The organism is Halopolyspora algeriensis (genome assembly GCF_003337235.1).
In the GTDB taxonomy this organism is placed as follows: domain Bacteria; phylum Actinomycetota; class Actinomycetes; order Mycobacteriales; family Pseudonocardiaceae; genus Haloactinomyces; species Haloactinomyces algeriensis.
Genome location: NZ_QPJC01000008.1, coordinates 61,496 through 75,771, shown reverse-complemented (window position 1 = coordinate 75,771; position 14,276 = coordinate 61,496). Strand labels below are relative to the sequence as shown.

Sequence of the window (14,276 nt, the reverse complement as noted above, 5' to 3'; positions counted from 1 at the left end):
CCTGGACAACCGGAACCACTGCGAACCGGGATACTGCAGCCGTGGATGAGCAGACGCTGGAGCAGGTCCGGTCGGTCGTCGCCTCGATCCCGCCCGGGCGGGTACTCGGCTACGGCGATGTCGCCGAACTCGCGGGGCTGCGCTCGGCCCGGCTGGTCGGCCGCATCCTCGCCGAGGACGGGGCCGACCTGCCCTGGTACCGGGTGCTGCGCTCCGACGGCACCGTCGCCGAGCACATCCGGCACCGGCAGCTCGAACACCTGCGCGCCGAGGGGGTCCTCGCCGACAACGGCCGCGTCGACATGCGTCGCTATCGCTGGGAAGCGGAGTGAACGCCACATTCGCTCCGAAAGAGCGCACCGACGGGCCGTTCACTCACCTCCCACGGGCGGGCAGTTCCTCGGCGAGCAACCGAACCAGCGCTGCCGTCCGCGCACGCTCGGGCATCGAATACGGCAGGCCCACCTCCGCGATCGGTGCGGCGGTGACCGGACCGACGCACGCGAGCAGCACGCGCGAGCGCATCGCTTCCCGCAAGGAGGCACCCTTGCCGATGCGTTCAGCCCGGTCCAGCAGGTTCGCGGCCGCGGGCGCACTGGTGAACGGCAACGCGTCGATCTCACCGGCCACGATCGCACCGATCAGCCGGTCCAGCGCGTCGAGATCGAGAGGGTCCGTCCACCGGTAGACCGTCACCGGCACGACCTCGGCGCCGGCCTCGCGCAGCGCCTGCTGGAACTCGAGCATCGGATTCCCGTGCACCTGCACGACCACACGCTTGCCCTCGAGATCGTGCTGCAGCAGGTGGTGCAGGACTTCGGTGGACTCCTCCGAGGGGGCGCTCCACTCGACGGCAAGCCCGGCACCCCGGATGGCACCGCGTGCCTTGGCGCCGCGCGCCAGCAGGCGCGCCGGGCGCAGGTGCTCCAGCAGCCGTGCTCCGGCACCGCTGGAATCGGCCGCTTCCAGCCATCCGCGGAAGCCGGTTCCGGTGGTGACGACAACGAAATCCACCGGGGCGGCCAGCACAGCGGCCGTGGCTGCGGAGAGTTCTCCGTCCTCGGGCAGCGGCACGGTGTGCATCGCCGCGCCCCGCAGCACGGAAGCACCTCGTCTGGTCAGCAGTGCTTCGAGGTCACCGGCTTTGCGCTCGGCCGTGATCCCGACGGTGTAGCCCTTCAGCGGTTGCTCCGTTGCCGGCTCGCTCACCCGTCCATCCTGGCACGAGACGTTTCGGGAACACGCGCACAGGGACGGTCACTTGTTGCTCACATCGGCCTCGGACAAGCGGCCCAGTTGCTCTCACCACGCACGCCAATACGTGCACTCTCTTACAACACTTCGAGGACCATTTGGGAGGCGTATTCCAGGCCACCGAGCGAGGCCGTCGTGGCGCGCGGATGCAGCGCATGCACAGCCAAGCGGAACAGCAGTGCCCGCAGCAGCACCTGGGGCCACTCGGACAGGTGAGACCAGCGTTCCACGATGGCCGGATCCGAACCACCCCACGCGAGTGCGTCGATCACGACCACCGCCGCAGCCCACTCCGCGGGGCGCCAGTACGGCGTGAAGTCGATGAGGCCGGGCGGGGCGTTCCCCGCGAACAGCACGTTGCCGAACAGGTCGCCGTGCACCACCTGCGGCCGTAGCTGCATCTCGCGGCGCGATCCCGCCAGCGCGCCGTACAGCCTTCCCCCTTTGTCGGCCTGCAGGGGAAGCTCCACCTCGCCCCAGGCCATCCGATCGGCCAGGGCGTAGATGTCCTGGCGGGCATCCAGAAATCGCGGGTACGGCAGTGAACGAGTCCTGGTGTGCAGGCGAAGCGACATCGCCACGACCTCGTCGTGGCGGGGCTCCGGACGGCCCTCGATGTACCGGGTCGCCGACCAGCCGGAAACCACCCAGCGGCCGTCGGTCGATCGCAGGGGCTTGGCCAGCCGCACCTCGTCCGGCGCGAGGGTGTCGAGAGTCTGCGCCACCCATGCCGCTTCGGCGGTGCTGGAGGCCGGTTTGAGGACGACGTCGCCATCCTGCCCGCAGCGCCAGGCGATCCCACCTTCGAGCAGTTCCGGTTCCTCGAGGCGCGCTCCGAACGCCGCGCGCACATGCGGCGGTGGCGGCTCCGGTGTAGCACTCACGGCCGAAGACGCTACCCGCGTGAGCGCGGTTTGCGGGACAGGCACTCCGAGAGTTCGCCCGGCGAGGTACTGCATAGCCGGTCAGGGGTTTGCACCGTCGGCGCAAACCCCTGACCGGTCCTCAGTAGGTCGGCAGGTTCTGGTCGACCTCGTTGGCCCAACCGAGGACACCGCCGCCGACGTGCACGGCGTCGGAGAAACCGGCCTTCTGCAGCGCCGCGAGCGCCTCGGCGGAACGCGCACCGGACTTGCAGTGCAGCACGATCTGGCGGTCCTGCGGCAGCTCCGCGAGCGCCTCGCCGGAGACGATGCGGTCCTTGGGGACCAGCGTCGAACCCTCGATCTTGACGATCTCGTACTCGTGCGGCTCGCGGACGTCGATCAGTTCGAACTTCTCGCCGGAGTCGAACTTGTCCTTGAGCTCGCGCGGGGTGATGGTGCTGCCCGCCGCTGCCTGCTGGGCCTCGTCGGAGACCACACCGCAGAACGCGTCGTAATCGATGAGCTCGGTGACCTCGTCCGCGCTGGGGTCCTTGCGGATCTTGACGGTGCGGTAGCTCATCTCGAGCGCATCGTAGATCATCAGGCGGCCGAGCAGGGTCTCACCGATCCCGGTGATGAGCTTGATGGCCTCGTTGACCATGATCGACCCGATGGAGGCGCACAGCACACCCAGCACGCCACCCTCGGCGCAGGACGGCACCATTCCGGGCGGCGGCGGCTCGGGGTACAGGTCCCGGTAGTTCGGCCCGTGCTTCTCCCAGAACACGCTGACCTGGCCCTCGAAGCGGAAGATGGACCCCCACACGTAGGGCTTGCCCAGCAGCACCGCGGCATCGTTGACCAGGTACCGGGTGGCGAAATTGTCGGTGCCGTCCAGGATCAGGTCGTAGTCGCGGAAAATATCCAGTGCATTGTCCGAGGTCAGGTGCGTCTCGTGCAGGTTGACCTGCACGAACGGGTTGACCTCGAGGATCGAGTCCTTGGCCGACTCGCCCTTCGAGCGGTTCAGGTCGGACTGGCCGTGAATGATCTGGCGATGCAGGTTGGATTCGTCCACGGTGTCGAACTCGACAATGCCGAGGGTCCCCACACCGGCAGCAGCCAGGTAGAGCAGCGCCGGGCTCCCCAGACCTCCCGCACCGATGACCAGTACCTTCGCGTTCTTCAAGCGTTTCTGGCCCGCCATCCCGACATCCGGGATGATCAAATGACGGCTGTAGCGGGCGACCTCGTCCTTGGTCAGCTCCGCCGCCGGTTCCACGAGCGGTGGCAGTGTCGCCGCGTCCTGGGGCGGACTACCCTGCGTTGCCTCGCCGGACATCTCCGAGCTCCTCCTCAGTGATCCATGCTTCGCTCGGTTGTCGGGCCGATACCGGATCGGTCCCGAACCCTGGTACGCCTGCCCGCGCGGGCGAGCGCCTCACAGGAGCTGCAACGCAAGACTGGCCGATCCACATTCCCGAGCCCAAATGCTCCCACTCAGTGGGAAGTGCGTCCGCCCCCGGAAGAGGCGGAACGTCCCGCCGCGGTGGACCGAGAGCCCGGCCCGCCCGCGGACCCCACGCTCCGGCGGCGCTTCCGGCCGGCCGCGCGGTCGCTACTTCGGCGGCTCCGCATGCTCGCCGAGCGGGAACGGCCAGGCGTTGGGCTTGCACACCAAGCCGTTGGCCGGGATGTCGGTACCTTGCGATACCCGCTCGTTCAGCCGGTGCAACTCGTTGTTGGCCACGCTGAACGTCTGCTGGACCATGACCGGTGCCAGCACGCCCTGAGCCGGGCAGGCCGTGTGCCCGTTGCCGAGGACGTGTCCGACCTCGTGGTTGATGACATAGCGCCGATAGGTGCCGATGTCCCCGTCGAACGCGACGGCACCTCGCACCCACCGGGCGGCACTGATGTACACGCGCTCATCGATCCGGCAGGAACTGTCGTAAGGCAGCCCGTTGCCGTAGCCGCACACCTCCCGGGCCGTGTTCTGGCTGACCAGCGTCACGCGAAAATCCGGAGAAGGCCCCTCGGCGTCCACCCGCTGCAGGGAGATCCCGCCGCCCCTCGGGTTCGTCCAGCTACGGGAGTCGGACAGCGTCTGCTGAACCAGGCGGGCAAAGGAGTCGTTGCCCTCGGTCAGCGTGACACCGTCCTCGAGTTCGACGGTATAGCGGTACAACTCTCCGGAACCGACCCGTGGCGAGGTGCCGGGGAGCACGGTGAACGTGCCCGCACCGTTCTTCGGGATCGGTGCCCCCGGGGGGAGCTCCGCCGAGAACAGCTCGGCATCGTAGGACTTGCCCTTCGGGGCCTCGGTGACCACCGGCAGCGTGCTGGTCTCCGTCCGACCGGCCGCGGCACCGGAGGGCTCCGTACCCGCTGTCCCCGCGTCTCCCCGCGGAGTCTCGGTGACCTGAAACGCAGCCAGCACGGACACCGCCAGCAGCAGCGGGATGGCATAGACACCCCGGCCGTACCGCGACAGCCTGCCCTTGCGGCGACCTCGCGACTCGCTGTCGTGCTCTCTTCCCTCGGACTCCGCAGGGTGCCAGGAGGCCACCAGGGGCTCTGCTCGGTGCCGCCCTCGATTCCGACGTTGCGAATCCACGGTTCCCCCGTTGTCGGTCCGGCCTTGCCCCGGTCGGCCGTCGAATACCGGCCTCGCCGAGCAGGACACGCCGCCATCGGCCCTCGCATCGGTCCGGGCACCGTCCCAGGGTGCCACACGGGTGAGTGGAACGACGCATCCTCCGTGCACCCGAAAAGCCGGCCCGGTCACGGAGCCACCGACCGCGCAACGCCGTGGTGAAGTCCGTGTGAACACGATGCTCGGGCAACGTGCCCGCCTTCCTCTACCGACGAGTAAAGTCGGGGACCCCGGCACGGACACAACACCGGTCGGCCCAGCAGCACCCGGGCGGAGGACACGTATGACCGAAACCGCGCAGCACAGCACCGAGCAATCCGCGCGTGGGGTGCGACTGCCTCGCGATGCGCGCCGGGCACAGCTGCTCACGGCAGCTCAGCACGTGTTCGTGACCAACGGCTATCACGCCGCCGCGATGGACGACATCGCCGAGCGGGCCGGGGTCAGCAAACCCGTCCTCTACCAGCACTTCCCCGGCAAGCTGGAGCTGTATCTGGCATTGCTGGAGACCCACGGCGCCGAGTTGGTCCGACGGGTCCGGGAAGCGATCGAATCCAACCCGGACAACAAGCAGCGGGTGCGCGCCGCCGTGGGGGCCCTCTACGAGTTCGTCGACGGCGAGGACCAGGCTTTCCGACTCGTGTTCGAATCCGACCTGCGCGGGGAACCCGCGGTCGAGCAAGCCGTCGAGGGGGCCATGTCCGCGTGCGTCGACGCGGTCGCCGAAGCCGTCACCGCCGACGCCGGTCTCGACCACGAACGGGCACGCCTGCTCGCGGTCGGGCTGGTCGGACTCAGTCAGGTCACCGCCCGGAACTGGTTGGACACCCAGAACTCGATCACGCGGGAAGAGGCCGTCTCCCTGATGTCGACCCTGGCGTGGAAGGGACTCGCCGGTTTCCCCCTCCAGCAGGGATAACCAGGCGGGTCACCGGCTGCGCTTCTTGCCGCCGACGGGCACGAGCGGAGCGGCCTCGCACCGGCACTCGTCTTCGGAGACCGCCACCACACTGATCGTGGGGCCGTCACGCAGACCGGTGGTGATGGTCTCCCCCGCCTGGGCGAACTTGATCCACTGATCCCACTCGTCGTCGAAGGCCACCTCGTCCTCGACCTTGCCCATGGCAGCGCGCAATGTGCTGGCCAGCCACTGCGCTACCTCATCCGGGGTATGCAGCACCTCGGCCGCATCCAGCCGGGAGAGGCGGTCGTGCGCAGACAGGGCTGTGTTCAAAGGCGCGTCCTCGACATAGCCGTGATGGTGGATGCCGCCGCTGGTGTGCTGTCCCACGAGACCCTCTCGTCAAAATGGTCGATCGGACATGGCACTCGGCCACGGTACCGGACACGCGGCGGCACGAGCAGTGACGCGCGGACCTCTTCGGGCATCCACCCCGAGAGGTCCGCGCGTCGGCGTCACCGCACCGCTGCGCGGGCGAGGTCGGCGACCCTCGCGGTCACCTCGTCGTCCCGCTCCAGCGGCAGCATGTGTCCGGCTCCGGCATAGACGAGGTGCTCGGCATGCGGCAACGCCTCGGAGATACGCCGCGCGTGCGAGTACGGGCAGAGCCGGTCGTCCAGGCCTGCCAGCACCATCACCGGCACCGAACGGAATGCCGCAAGTGCCTCGACACGGTCGTGCTCGGCCAACGACTCCCGGAATCCCGCCATGCTCGGCGGATGGCATCCCGCGACCCATTCCGCGGTCGTGGCGAGATCGGAACTCGCCGGCTTCGAGCCGAACAGCAGCCAGCGCAGGCCGGGACGCATCCAGCGCGAACGCCTGCTCACCACCCGGCCCCGTGCGGCGGCGAGCTTGGAGCGCACCGCGCGTTCACCCGCGTTGAACAACGCAGCGATCGGCTTCGGCAGGCCGAGAGACGGTGCGGCGAGGCCTCCGCTGGAGGTCGCCACCAGAGCGACACCCCGTACCCGGTCGGCGAACAGCTGGGGGTGTTGCTCGGCCAGCGCCATCAGGGTCATACCACCCATGGAGTGGCCGGCGAGCACGATCGGACCATCCGGCACCCGATCCTCGATCAGCTCGGCGAGGTCGTCGGCGCACTGCCGGATCGTCGCCGTTCCGGCCGGAGCCGGGTCGGACTCACCGTGCCCTCGCAGGTCGAAGCTCACACCGCGCACCGGGACTCCCGCTGTGGCGGGCAATCCCGCCACGACCCGATCCCAGCTGTGCTTGGTCAGTGTCCAGCCGTGTACGAACACGACCGTGATCGGCGCGTCCGCCGGGCCGTGCTCGCGCACGCGCAACCCGGTGCCGTCCCGTGTCGTGAAGACCTCCGCGGAAGAGGCGCGCTGCTCGACGGTCACCGGATCAACCCCGCTTTCTTCCACAGGCTCATGCCGGGCCTGCCGACCAGGCCGACCTCGTCCAGGAACGACATGATCTTCTCGCCACCCCAGTGCATCGTGTCGTGCCAGTACGGGTTGTTCAGCGCGACCTGGTGAGCCGTCTTCGGGCGCAGTCCGACGGCCTTGTAGACCTGGGGGTTGATCAGCGCTCGGACGATGCAGAACGACACCAGCGCGGTCCAGTACTGGTGGTAGGCACGCTCGGCGGCGTTGCACTGCTGCATCCCGCGCGTGACCTCCTCGCGGGCGAAGGTGACGTGGCGGGCTTCTTCCAGCACATGGATGCGGTTGACCATCCGCACCAGGGGCTGCACTTGTTCGTCGTTCATCTGGTCGCGCTGGAAGCGGTCGAGGATCTCTTCGGCGACCAGGATCGAGGCGTAGGCGGAGGGCCCCTTGAGCACGGCGGGAAGCAGCTTGCCGCCGTGGTACAGGATCGGGATCGGTCCGTAGGCGGGCGCCCCCACTCGTTCACACGCCCGGGCGAACATCGTCGAGTGTCGGCACTCGTCGGCGATCTCGGTCAGGGCGTACTGCGCGTGGTTGCTCCGCGGGTCCCTGCGGTAGACATCCTTGAGCAGCATCTGCATCAACAGGATCTCGAACCACAGGCCGTTCGAGGCGATGCTGGCGAATTCGTGCTTGGTCAGCTCGATCCGCTGCTCGGTGGTGAGCTGCTCCCACAGGTCCGTGCCGTAGAGCGTACTGCGCTCGAACGGGATGTAGGGCTGTGATTCGGCCAGCGGTGCCGTCCAGTCGATGTCCACTTCGGGGTCATAACTGCTCTTGGCCGAGGACTTCAGCAGCCGAGCAGCGGTCTTCTCCCGCTCGTTGACCTGAAGCGTTTTGCTCATCGCACGTCATCACTTTCCGGGTGGGCAGCGGCTCGAACAATTGCGTGTTACTTCTAGTAACAGCTACCTTGGGTAGCGTGAGCCACATCTCGCGGCCTGTCAAGGCCGTCAACACGCCGTCGCGCGGCGACCCGCCCCACGGAGACAAGCGCAGCGAACGCTGGCGCGGGCATCGCCAGGCGCGGCGCGCCGAATTCGTCGAGGCCACCGTGCGTGCCATCGGTCACCACGGGGCCGAAGTCGGCATGGACGACATCGCCGCCGAGGCCGGGGTCAGCAAACCCGTGCTCTACCGGCACTTCAGCGACAAGGGTGATCTCTACCTGGCCGTCGGCGAGTGGGGCACCGACCTGCTCATGCAGCGCATCGGCCCGACCCTCGACGAGAGCGGCAGCATCCACCAGCGCATCCGCCGCATCGTCAGCGCCTACCTCGGCGTCATCGAGGAGTACCCCGAGCTGTACCGCTTCGTGGTCCGCCGGAACTTCGCCGACCGGCCGGTCCAGACGGATCCGGTCACCACCGAGAAAACCGTCATCGCCAACTCGCTGTCCCGCTTGCTGGGCGAGTACATGCGAGCGCTGGAGCTGGACTCCGGCGGTGTGGAGGCATGGAGCCACGGGCTGGTCGGCATGGTCCAGGCCAGTGGCGACTGGTGGCTGGATCGCCAGTCGATGAGCAGGGAGGACCTCACCGACTACCTCACCCGGATCATCTGGTTCGCCATCGACGGCGTACTGCGTTCCGGGGGCATCGTGATCGACCCGGACGAACCGCTGGAGCTGGGCCCCGACCTGCGGGCGGTGACCGGCGAGGGCGCCGAGGATGTCGGAGAACAAGCCCACCGGGGCTGAGCCGAAAAGGAGGCAACGTGCCGGAGAACCCGGTGCACGAGCACGACGAGGACGACTACCGGGGTGCGGCCGTGGTGTTCACCGAGGACCACGAGATCGCGGTCGACGTGGTGCTGCGCGGGCACTTCCAGCCGATCGACGGCCGCTTCCACTGGTACGGGCGAGTGGCGGCCAACGAGCGGATCACCGAACTCACCGCCGGCCGCAGAACGCAGGTGGTGCTACGCACTCCGGCCGGCGAGGCGGCCGGAACGCTGTCCGACCCCGACCCGTGGAACAGGTATCGGATCGCCGGACTCGGACGTCCCCCGTTCGAGCTGGACACCGAGCTGCACGAGCCGGTCGGGAACCACTGAGGAGTGCTTTCACGACCTGGCGCGGTGGTCGGTGACCGCCTTCTCAGATGGCGCCTTGCGGCGTTGGAGGCCACATCAGGTAGCCACTCTCCATCACGTGGCCCCCTGCCTTGCAATCCATCCATCTGAAAAGCCGGAGCCGGTCGCTTTGCTCAGGCTGATCACTCGTGCAAGAACCACTCTGAAAGACCCCGTGAGAAGAAACGGCAGCGCAGAAAAGCAGGTGGGTGGGCGCACCAACGCGCCCACCCACCCGCTCGGGATGTCAGCCGACGCCGAAACCGACCCGTGTCGGTTCCGAGGGCCCGATCTCCACGTAGGCGATCTTGGTGGAGGGAACGATGTAGCGTCGGCCCTTCTCGTCGGTCAGGGTCAGTCGGCCATCGGCTTTGGCCAGCGCGTCGGCGACCAGCGACTCGACCTCCTCCGGGGACTGACTGCTGCCGAGCACCAGCTCACGTGAGCTGTCCACGACGCCGATCTTTACCTCCACACCGAACCTCCGTACACACTCGTCTTCTGTCGGCTACGCCGCCCCCAGGCTATCCCACACCACGCCTTCCCGAGGCGTCGACACGAGACACCCGATATCGCCTCATCCCAGACCGAGGCGGCCCATCCGCTTGGTATGACTGTTCTGCAGCCGCTTGAACAGTGCCGCGATCCCGGTGAGATCGCCGGAACCGCGGATGATCAGTTCCGCGAGAGCGTCGCGCTCGGCGACCACGTGCTGGGCCTGGGTCACGGCCTCCCCCAGCAAGCGGCGGCCCCACAGCGTCAGCTTGTCGCGCAGACTCTCGTCCTCGGCGCATGCCGCCCGCACCTCGCGCTCGGCGAATGCCGAATGGCCGGTGTCGGCGAGCACCGTCAGCACGAGTTCCCGCGTCGCCGGATCGAGCCACTCCGCGACCTCGCGATAGAAATCCGCGGCCAGCCCGTCACCGACATAGGCCTTCACCAGGGACTCCAGCCACGAATGCGGAGCGGTCGAGGCATTGAAGGCGTCGAAGGGTTCGACGAAGGGCTGCATCACGTCCTCGACGGCCACACCGCGCTGGGCGAGTTGCTCCTCCAGGAGCCGGTAGTGGCCGATCTCGGCCGCGGCCATGCTGGCCAGCGCGGCCCGGCCGGTCAGCGTCGGTGCGGCACGCGCGTCCTCGGCCAGCCGGTCGAATGCCGAGAGCTCGCCGTAGGCCAACGCCGCGAGCAGATCGACAACGCCTTGCTCGGAGCCATCGCCGGATCTCTCGGTGGATGCCGCCGCACTCTGGTCAGCCTCACTCATGACCGCGAGCCTAACCGGCTCCACGGCACGCCCGGCCGCCTCCGTCTCGATGTACCGCACACGAGCGGGTATCGTGGGTGAAGGAGGAGTACTTGGCATCAGGCAACGACATGCCCCGAGACATGCCCCAACGGCATACACCCCGGCGGAGCACATCTCGGCAGGAAGTGTCCGGACAGGGCATGCCTCGGAGGTACGCCCACCGGGAAGCGGCGGAAACCGTGCGACTTCCTGCCGAGGCGGATCGCTTCAGGATGGGCCGTTGCCGGGCAGAGCTCCTCCGGATGAGCGATTGCAGGCCGAAGCAGCCCGGGATGGTTCCGGACACGCGTCTTCGCAATGTCGATACCGGGCAGCGGACACCCCGCTCGGCCACCACGGTGAGCGGGGAACGGAGATCACTCCCGGAACGAGCGCGGTCCGCGAGCCGAGCGGCGCCCGCCACCCCGCACGACGGTGATGGTCCCGTGCCTCGGCGCCTGCACAACCACAGACCCGACAGCGGCACAGTGCCGCTGATTCGAACGAAAGCGCGCACCTCCACGTGGGTGACCACGAGCGCCGCGCGCAGCCGCGAGATGTCCAGCGGTTGCCGGACTCACCACCACGACCGGGCCTGCGGCCCGCGTGCGCGCAGGGATGAGAGAGGCGATCACTCTGACGGTGAGCAACGAGCGGATTTCCGCGGACAGCAGCGAGAAATCCCCGAACGGCACCACATCGCACGATGCGCGCGTGCTGGAGCACAGCGAGAGCGGCACCCCCGAGAACACCGACGCCCGCCCGCTGCACGCCGAGAACCCCGAACCGAGCACCCCGGACACCCCCACCTTCGCCGAGCTCGGCACGGACGACAGGATCGTGCGCGCCCTCGGCGAAGCGGGTATCGAGCACACCTTCGCCATTCAGGAGCTCACCCTCCCGCTGGCCCTGGGCGGTGAGGACCTGATCGGTCAGGCCCGGACCGGCATGGGAAAGACCCTGGGATTCGGCGTCCCCCTGCTGCAACGGCTGCAGGTCCCCGGTGACGGCACCCCCCAGGCCTTGGTGGTCGTACCGACGCGCGAGTTGTGCGTGCAGGTCACACGGGACCTGGAAGAAGCGGCCAAGCACCTCGGCATCCGCACCCTCGCGGTGTACGGCGGCCGCCCCTACGAGCCCCAGATCGAGGCGCTCCGCAAGGGCGTCGATCTGGTCATCGGCACACCGGGACGCCTGCTCGATCTCGCCGATCAGCAGCATCTCGTCCTGGGCAAGGTCGGCGGCCTGGTGCTCGACGAGGCCGACGAGATGCTCGACCTGGGCTTCCTCCCGGATATCGAGCGGATGCTCGGAATGGTTCCCGAGCAGCGGCAGACGATGCTGTTCTCGGCCACCATGCCGGGACCGATCATCAACCTGGCCCGGACGTTCCTGCAGCAGCCCACGCACATCCGTGCCGAGCAGGCCGACGAGGGCGCTGTCCACGAGCGCACCCGGCAATTCGTCTACCGCGCACACGCGATGGACAAGACCGAACTGCTGGCACGTGCCCTGCAGGCACGCGACCGCGGGTTGACCATGATCTTCAGCCGCACCAAGCGCACGGCGCAGAAGCTCTCCGACGAGCTCAACGAGCGCGGCTTCGCCGCCGGTTCGGTCCACGGCGATCTCGGGCAGACCGCCCGCGAGAAAGCGTTGCGCGCCTTCCGCTCCGGCAAGATCGACACGCTGGTCGCCACCGATGTCGCGGCCCGCGGTATCGACGTCGAAGGCGTCACGCACGTGATCAACCTTCAGTGCCCGGACGACGAGAAGACCTACGTGCACCGGATCGGGCGCACCGGCCGCGCGGGCCGCACGGGCGTGGCTCTCACTCTGGTCGACTGGGAAGAGGAAGCGCGTTGGAAGATGATCAACGACGCGCTGGGCCTGGGGTTGCCCCAGCCGGTCGAGACCTACTCGACTTCCGAGCACCTCTACACCGATCTCGACGTGCCCTCCGATGTGACCGGGCGATTGCCGCTGTCCCAGCGCGACCGTGCCGGGCTCGATGCCGAGTCCGAAGCGGACACCGAGTCCCCCCGCAAGCGCAGCCGCAAGCGCACCCGCGGCGGATCCGGCAGCAAGCGCACGGGCAGCGACAGTGGCGAGAGTTCCCGTGGTGAACCGTCCGGTGACACGCGGCCGACGGGCCGCCGCCGGAGGCGCCGCACTCGCGTCGGTGCCGGCACCGACGGAGCGGCACAACCCGCGGAGGCGCCGAGCACCCAGGGCGCTCAGAACTCCCGAGACGGTGCGGAACGGCCCGCTCGGCGCCGCAGGAGGCGGGGCGGCCCGAAGCGTGCCGGCGGCAACGCTCCTGCGGACAGCACCCCGGCAGGCAGCACCGAGGGCGTCGCGGAGTAACACCCGCATGCGACGGGAGTGCCGGCACGGCACCCGTCGGAAGCCGCATGAACCGCCGTAGGGCGCCGCGTGGGACGGCGGTGGGAGCAACCACCCGAGCAAGCCCTGGGAGCTATTCTTCTAGGCTCGAGCAGAGGGTGCCATGACGGAGTCTGTTCGCCGGGAGTCACAGTGATACGGCCGGAGCGGCGCACGAGAGCCGACCTCGCCACAGTGGGATTGATCACGGTCGCGGTGCTGCTCGTTTCGGCCGTGATCTGGTGGCACAGCGACGTTCGGGCGACGGTCTCGCACCCGGCAGCGGAACCGATCGCCGCAGTGCATCCTCCCGATACGGTTCCGACCGCGTTGCAGGAAGCATGGCGAGCTCCCAGCCCGGCCACTCCCCAACCGGTCGTGGCCGGCCCGGCCGTGGTCACCGCCGCGGAGGGCGAGGTTCTCGGGCGCGATCCGGTCACCGGCGAGGTTCACTGGCGCTACGCGCGGGATCTTCCCCTGTGCACTGTCGGATCCGAGTGGCAACGCGCGATCGCGGTGTATCGCACCTCGCACAACTGCAGCGAGGTGACTTCTCTGGAAGGGGCGACGGGCAAGCGGGGCCCGCAGCGCAACAGCGACGTCCCGTTCGGCACCCGCCTGCTGTCCGGCGGTGATTACGTCACCGCCACCGGGCGTGGACTCTTCGAGACCTGGCGTTCCGACCTCGTGCGCACGCAGCAGTACGGGGTTCCGCACGCACCGAAGAACCCGGACAACAACCTGGAACGACCCGAGTGCGAATACTCCTCGATCGCGGTCGGTCGGGAACGGGTCGGCGTCATCGAGGAGTGCCCGCGGGCACCGGGTGACCGCATCACCGTGCTCAAGGCTCACCCGGAGGACGGTGCACATCCCGAGGAAGTGCTCAGTACCACACTGGCGGGGTCGAACGCCGGGGTGGTCGCGGTGACCGAAACACGAGTGGCCGTTGCGCTGTACGACCGCTCCGAGCTGGTCGTCTACGACGCCTCGGGGACCGTTCGCGGACGGTTCCCGTTGCGCGCTACCCAGCCGCCGCCTCCACAGGGCGGCGTGCGGATCGAGTCCACCACCGGAGATCGGGTGATCTACTGGCACACCGGCGGCAACACCGTGGCGCTCGACCCCGCGACCCTGAAGCCGATGTGGACGGTTTCGGGCACGCTCGGGTCCGGTACCGTCGTCGCGAGCAAGCTGCTGATCCCGGTTCCGGGCGGCATCGCCGTGCACGACCCGGCCGACGGGACCCGGGAGCGGCTCATCTCCGTGGACCGCCGGGGGTACCGGGGCGATCTCGAGCTCGGATCCGCCGGGGGTGTCCTGCTCGAGCAGCGCGGGAACACCCTGGTGGCCCTGCGCTGAGAGGTCCTGCACC

15 protein-coding genes are annotated in these 14,276 nt (G+C 68.6%); 6 read left to right on the top strand and 9 right to left on the bottom strand.

Annotated elements, in window-relative coordinates; all coding sequences use genetic code 11:
• Positions 1-41 precede the first annotated feature (41 nt).
• Positions 42-332, top strand: coding sequence for an MGMT family protein (locus tag DFQ14_RS13510; RefSeq protein WP_114453631.1), 291 nt, complete (start codon positions 42-44; stop codon positions 330-332).
• Positions 333-375: 43 nt separating this feature from the next.
• Here DFQ14_RS13510 and DFQ14_RS13505 read toward each other — a convergent pair whose 3' ends face one another.
• The 4 genes from DFQ14_RS13505 to DFQ14_RS13490 all read right to left on the bottom strand — a co-directional run bounded on the left by DFQ14_RS13505 (position 376) and on the right by DFQ14_RS13490 (position 4,689).
• Positions 376-1,209 carry a uroporphyrinogen-III synthase gene (locus tag DFQ14_RS13505; RefSeq protein ID WP_114453630.1) on the bottom strand — a complete coding sequence of 278 codons (834 nt, stop codon included), beginning with the start codon at positions 1,207-1,209 and terminating at the stop codon, positions 376-378.
• A 122-nt stretch (positions 1,210-1,331) separates the two neighbouring features.
• Positions 1,332-2,138, bottom strand: coding sequence for a TIGR02569 family protein (locus DFQ14_RS13500; protein ID WP_257233696.1), 807 nt, complete (start codon positions 2,136-2,138; stop codon positions 1,332-1,334).
• A 121-nt stretch (positions 2,139-2,259) separates the two neighbouring features.
• Positions 2,260-3,462 (bottom strand): adenylyltransferase/sulfurtransferase MoeZ, encoded by a 1,203-nt coding sequence (gene moeZ, locus DFQ14_RS13495; RefSeq protein WP_114453628.1) that lies wholly within the window; start codon positions 3,460-3,462, stop codon positions 2,260-2,262.
• Between the two features lie 276 nt (positions 3,463-3,738).
• A complete protein-coding gene (locus DFQ14_RS13490; protein ID WP_246195521.1) occupies positions 3,739-4,689 on the bottom strand; it encodes a DUF3152 domain-containing protein in 951 nt (316 codons plus the stop codon).
• 370 nt (positions 4,690-5,059) lie between these two features.
• On the opposite strand from DFQ14_RS13490, the gene DFQ14_RS13485 reads away from it, so the two are divergent.
• Positions 5,060-5,695, top strand: a complete 636-nt coding sequence (locus DFQ14_RS13485; RefSeq protein WP_114453627.1) for a TetR/AcrR family transcriptional regulator — start codon at positions 5,060-5,062, stop codon at positions 5,693-5,695.
• Positions 5,696-5,704: 9 nt separating this feature from the next.
• Here the strand turns inward: DFQ14_RS13485 and DFQ14_RS13480 are convergent, their stop codons facing one another.
• The 3 genes from DFQ14_RS13480 to DFQ14_RS13470 form a co-directional block, all read right to left on the bottom strand.
• Positions 5,705-6,067, bottom strand: a complete 363-nt coding sequence (locus DFQ14_RS13480) for a hypothetical protein (protein WP_114453626.1) — start codon at positions 6,065-6,067, stop codon at positions 5,705-5,707.
• Between the two features lie 125 nt (positions 6,068-6,192).
• Entirely contained in the window at positions 6,193-7,104 is a 912-nt protein-coding gene (locus DFQ14_RS13475; protein WP_114453625.1) for an alpha/beta fold hydrolase, read from the bottom strand.
• The gene (locus tag DFQ14_RS13470) at positions 7,101-8,000 is read right to left on the bottom strand and encodes an AurF N-oxygenase family protein (protein ID WP_114453624.1); all 900 of its coding nucleotides are present in this window, start codon (positions 7,998-8,000) and stop codon (positions 7,101-7,103) included. The genes DFQ14_RS13475 and DFQ14_RS13470 overlap by 4 nt, the downstream gene beginning before the upstream one ends.
• A 77-nt stretch (positions 8,001-8,077) precedes the next feature.
• Between DFQ14_RS13470 and DFQ14_RS13465 the strand changes: the two genes are divergently transcribed.
• Positions 8,078-8,854 carry a TetR/AcrR family transcriptional regulator gene (locus DFQ14_RS13465; protein WP_114453623.1) on the top strand — a complete coding sequence of 259 codons (777 nt, stop codon included), beginning with the start codon at positions 8,078-8,080 and terminating at the stop codon, positions 8,852-8,854.
• Between the two features lie 17 nt (positions 8,855-8,871).
• Positions 8,872-9,210: a DUF4873 domain-containing protein gene (locus DFQ14_RS13460; RefSeq protein WP_246195522.1), complete on the top strand. Its 339-nt coding sequence runs from the start codon at positions 8,872-8,874 to the stop codon at positions 9,208-9,210.
• 265 nt (positions 9,211-9,475) lie between these two features.
• Here DFQ14_RS13460 and DFQ14_RS13455 read toward each other — a convergent pair whose 3' ends face one another.
• A complete protein-coding gene (locus DFQ14_RS13455; RefSeq protein ID WP_114453622.1) occupies positions 9,476-9,703 on the bottom strand; it encodes a DUF3107 domain-containing protein in 228 nt (75 codons plus the stop codon).
• A 102-nt stretch (positions 9,704-9,805) separates the two neighbouring features.
• Complete coding sequence (locus DFQ14_RS13450; RefSeq protein WP_114453728.1) at positions 9,806-10,495, bottom strand: ferritin-like fold-containing protein; 690 nt, start codon at positions 10,493-10,495, stop codon at positions 9,806-9,808.
• A gap of 639 nt (positions 10,496-11,134) precedes the next feature.
• Here DFQ14_RS13450 and DFQ14_RS13445 point away from each other — a divergent pair.
• Complete coding sequence (locus tag DFQ14_RS13445) at positions 11,135-12,883, top strand: DEAD/DEAH box helicase (protein ID WP_114453621.1); 1,749 nt, start codon at positions 11,135-11,137, stop codon at positions 12,881-12,883.
• Positions 12,884-13,054: 171 nt separating this feature from the next.
• Complete coding sequence (locus DFQ14_RS13440) at positions 13,055-14,263, top strand: Rv3212 family protein (protein WP_114453620.1); 1,209 nt, start codon at positions 13,055-13,057, stop codon at positions 14,261-14,263.
• Positions 14,264-14,276 lie beyond the last annotated feature (13 nt).

Coding starts and splice junctions, on each gene's coding strand:
- DFQ14_RS13445 (WP_114453621.1), top strand. CDS start 11,135: ATGAGAGAGGCGATCACTCTGACGGTGAGCAACGAGCGGATTTCCGCG.
- moeZ (WP_114453628.1), bottom strand. CDS start 3,462: ATGTCCGGCGAGGCAACGCAGGGTAGTCCGCCCCAGGACGCGGCGACA.
- DFQ14_RS13470 (WP_114453624.1), bottom strand. CDS start 8,000: ATGAGCAAAACGCTTCAGGTCAACGAGCGGGAGAAGACCGCTGCTCGG.
- DFQ14_RS13450 (WP_114453728.1), bottom strand. CDS start 10,495: ATGAGTGAGGCTGACCAGAGTGCGGCGGCATCCACCGAGAGATCCGGC.
- DFQ14_RS13485 (WP_114453627.1), top strand. CDS start 5,060: ATGACCGAAACCGCGCAGCACAGCACCGAGCAATCCGCGCGTGGGGTG.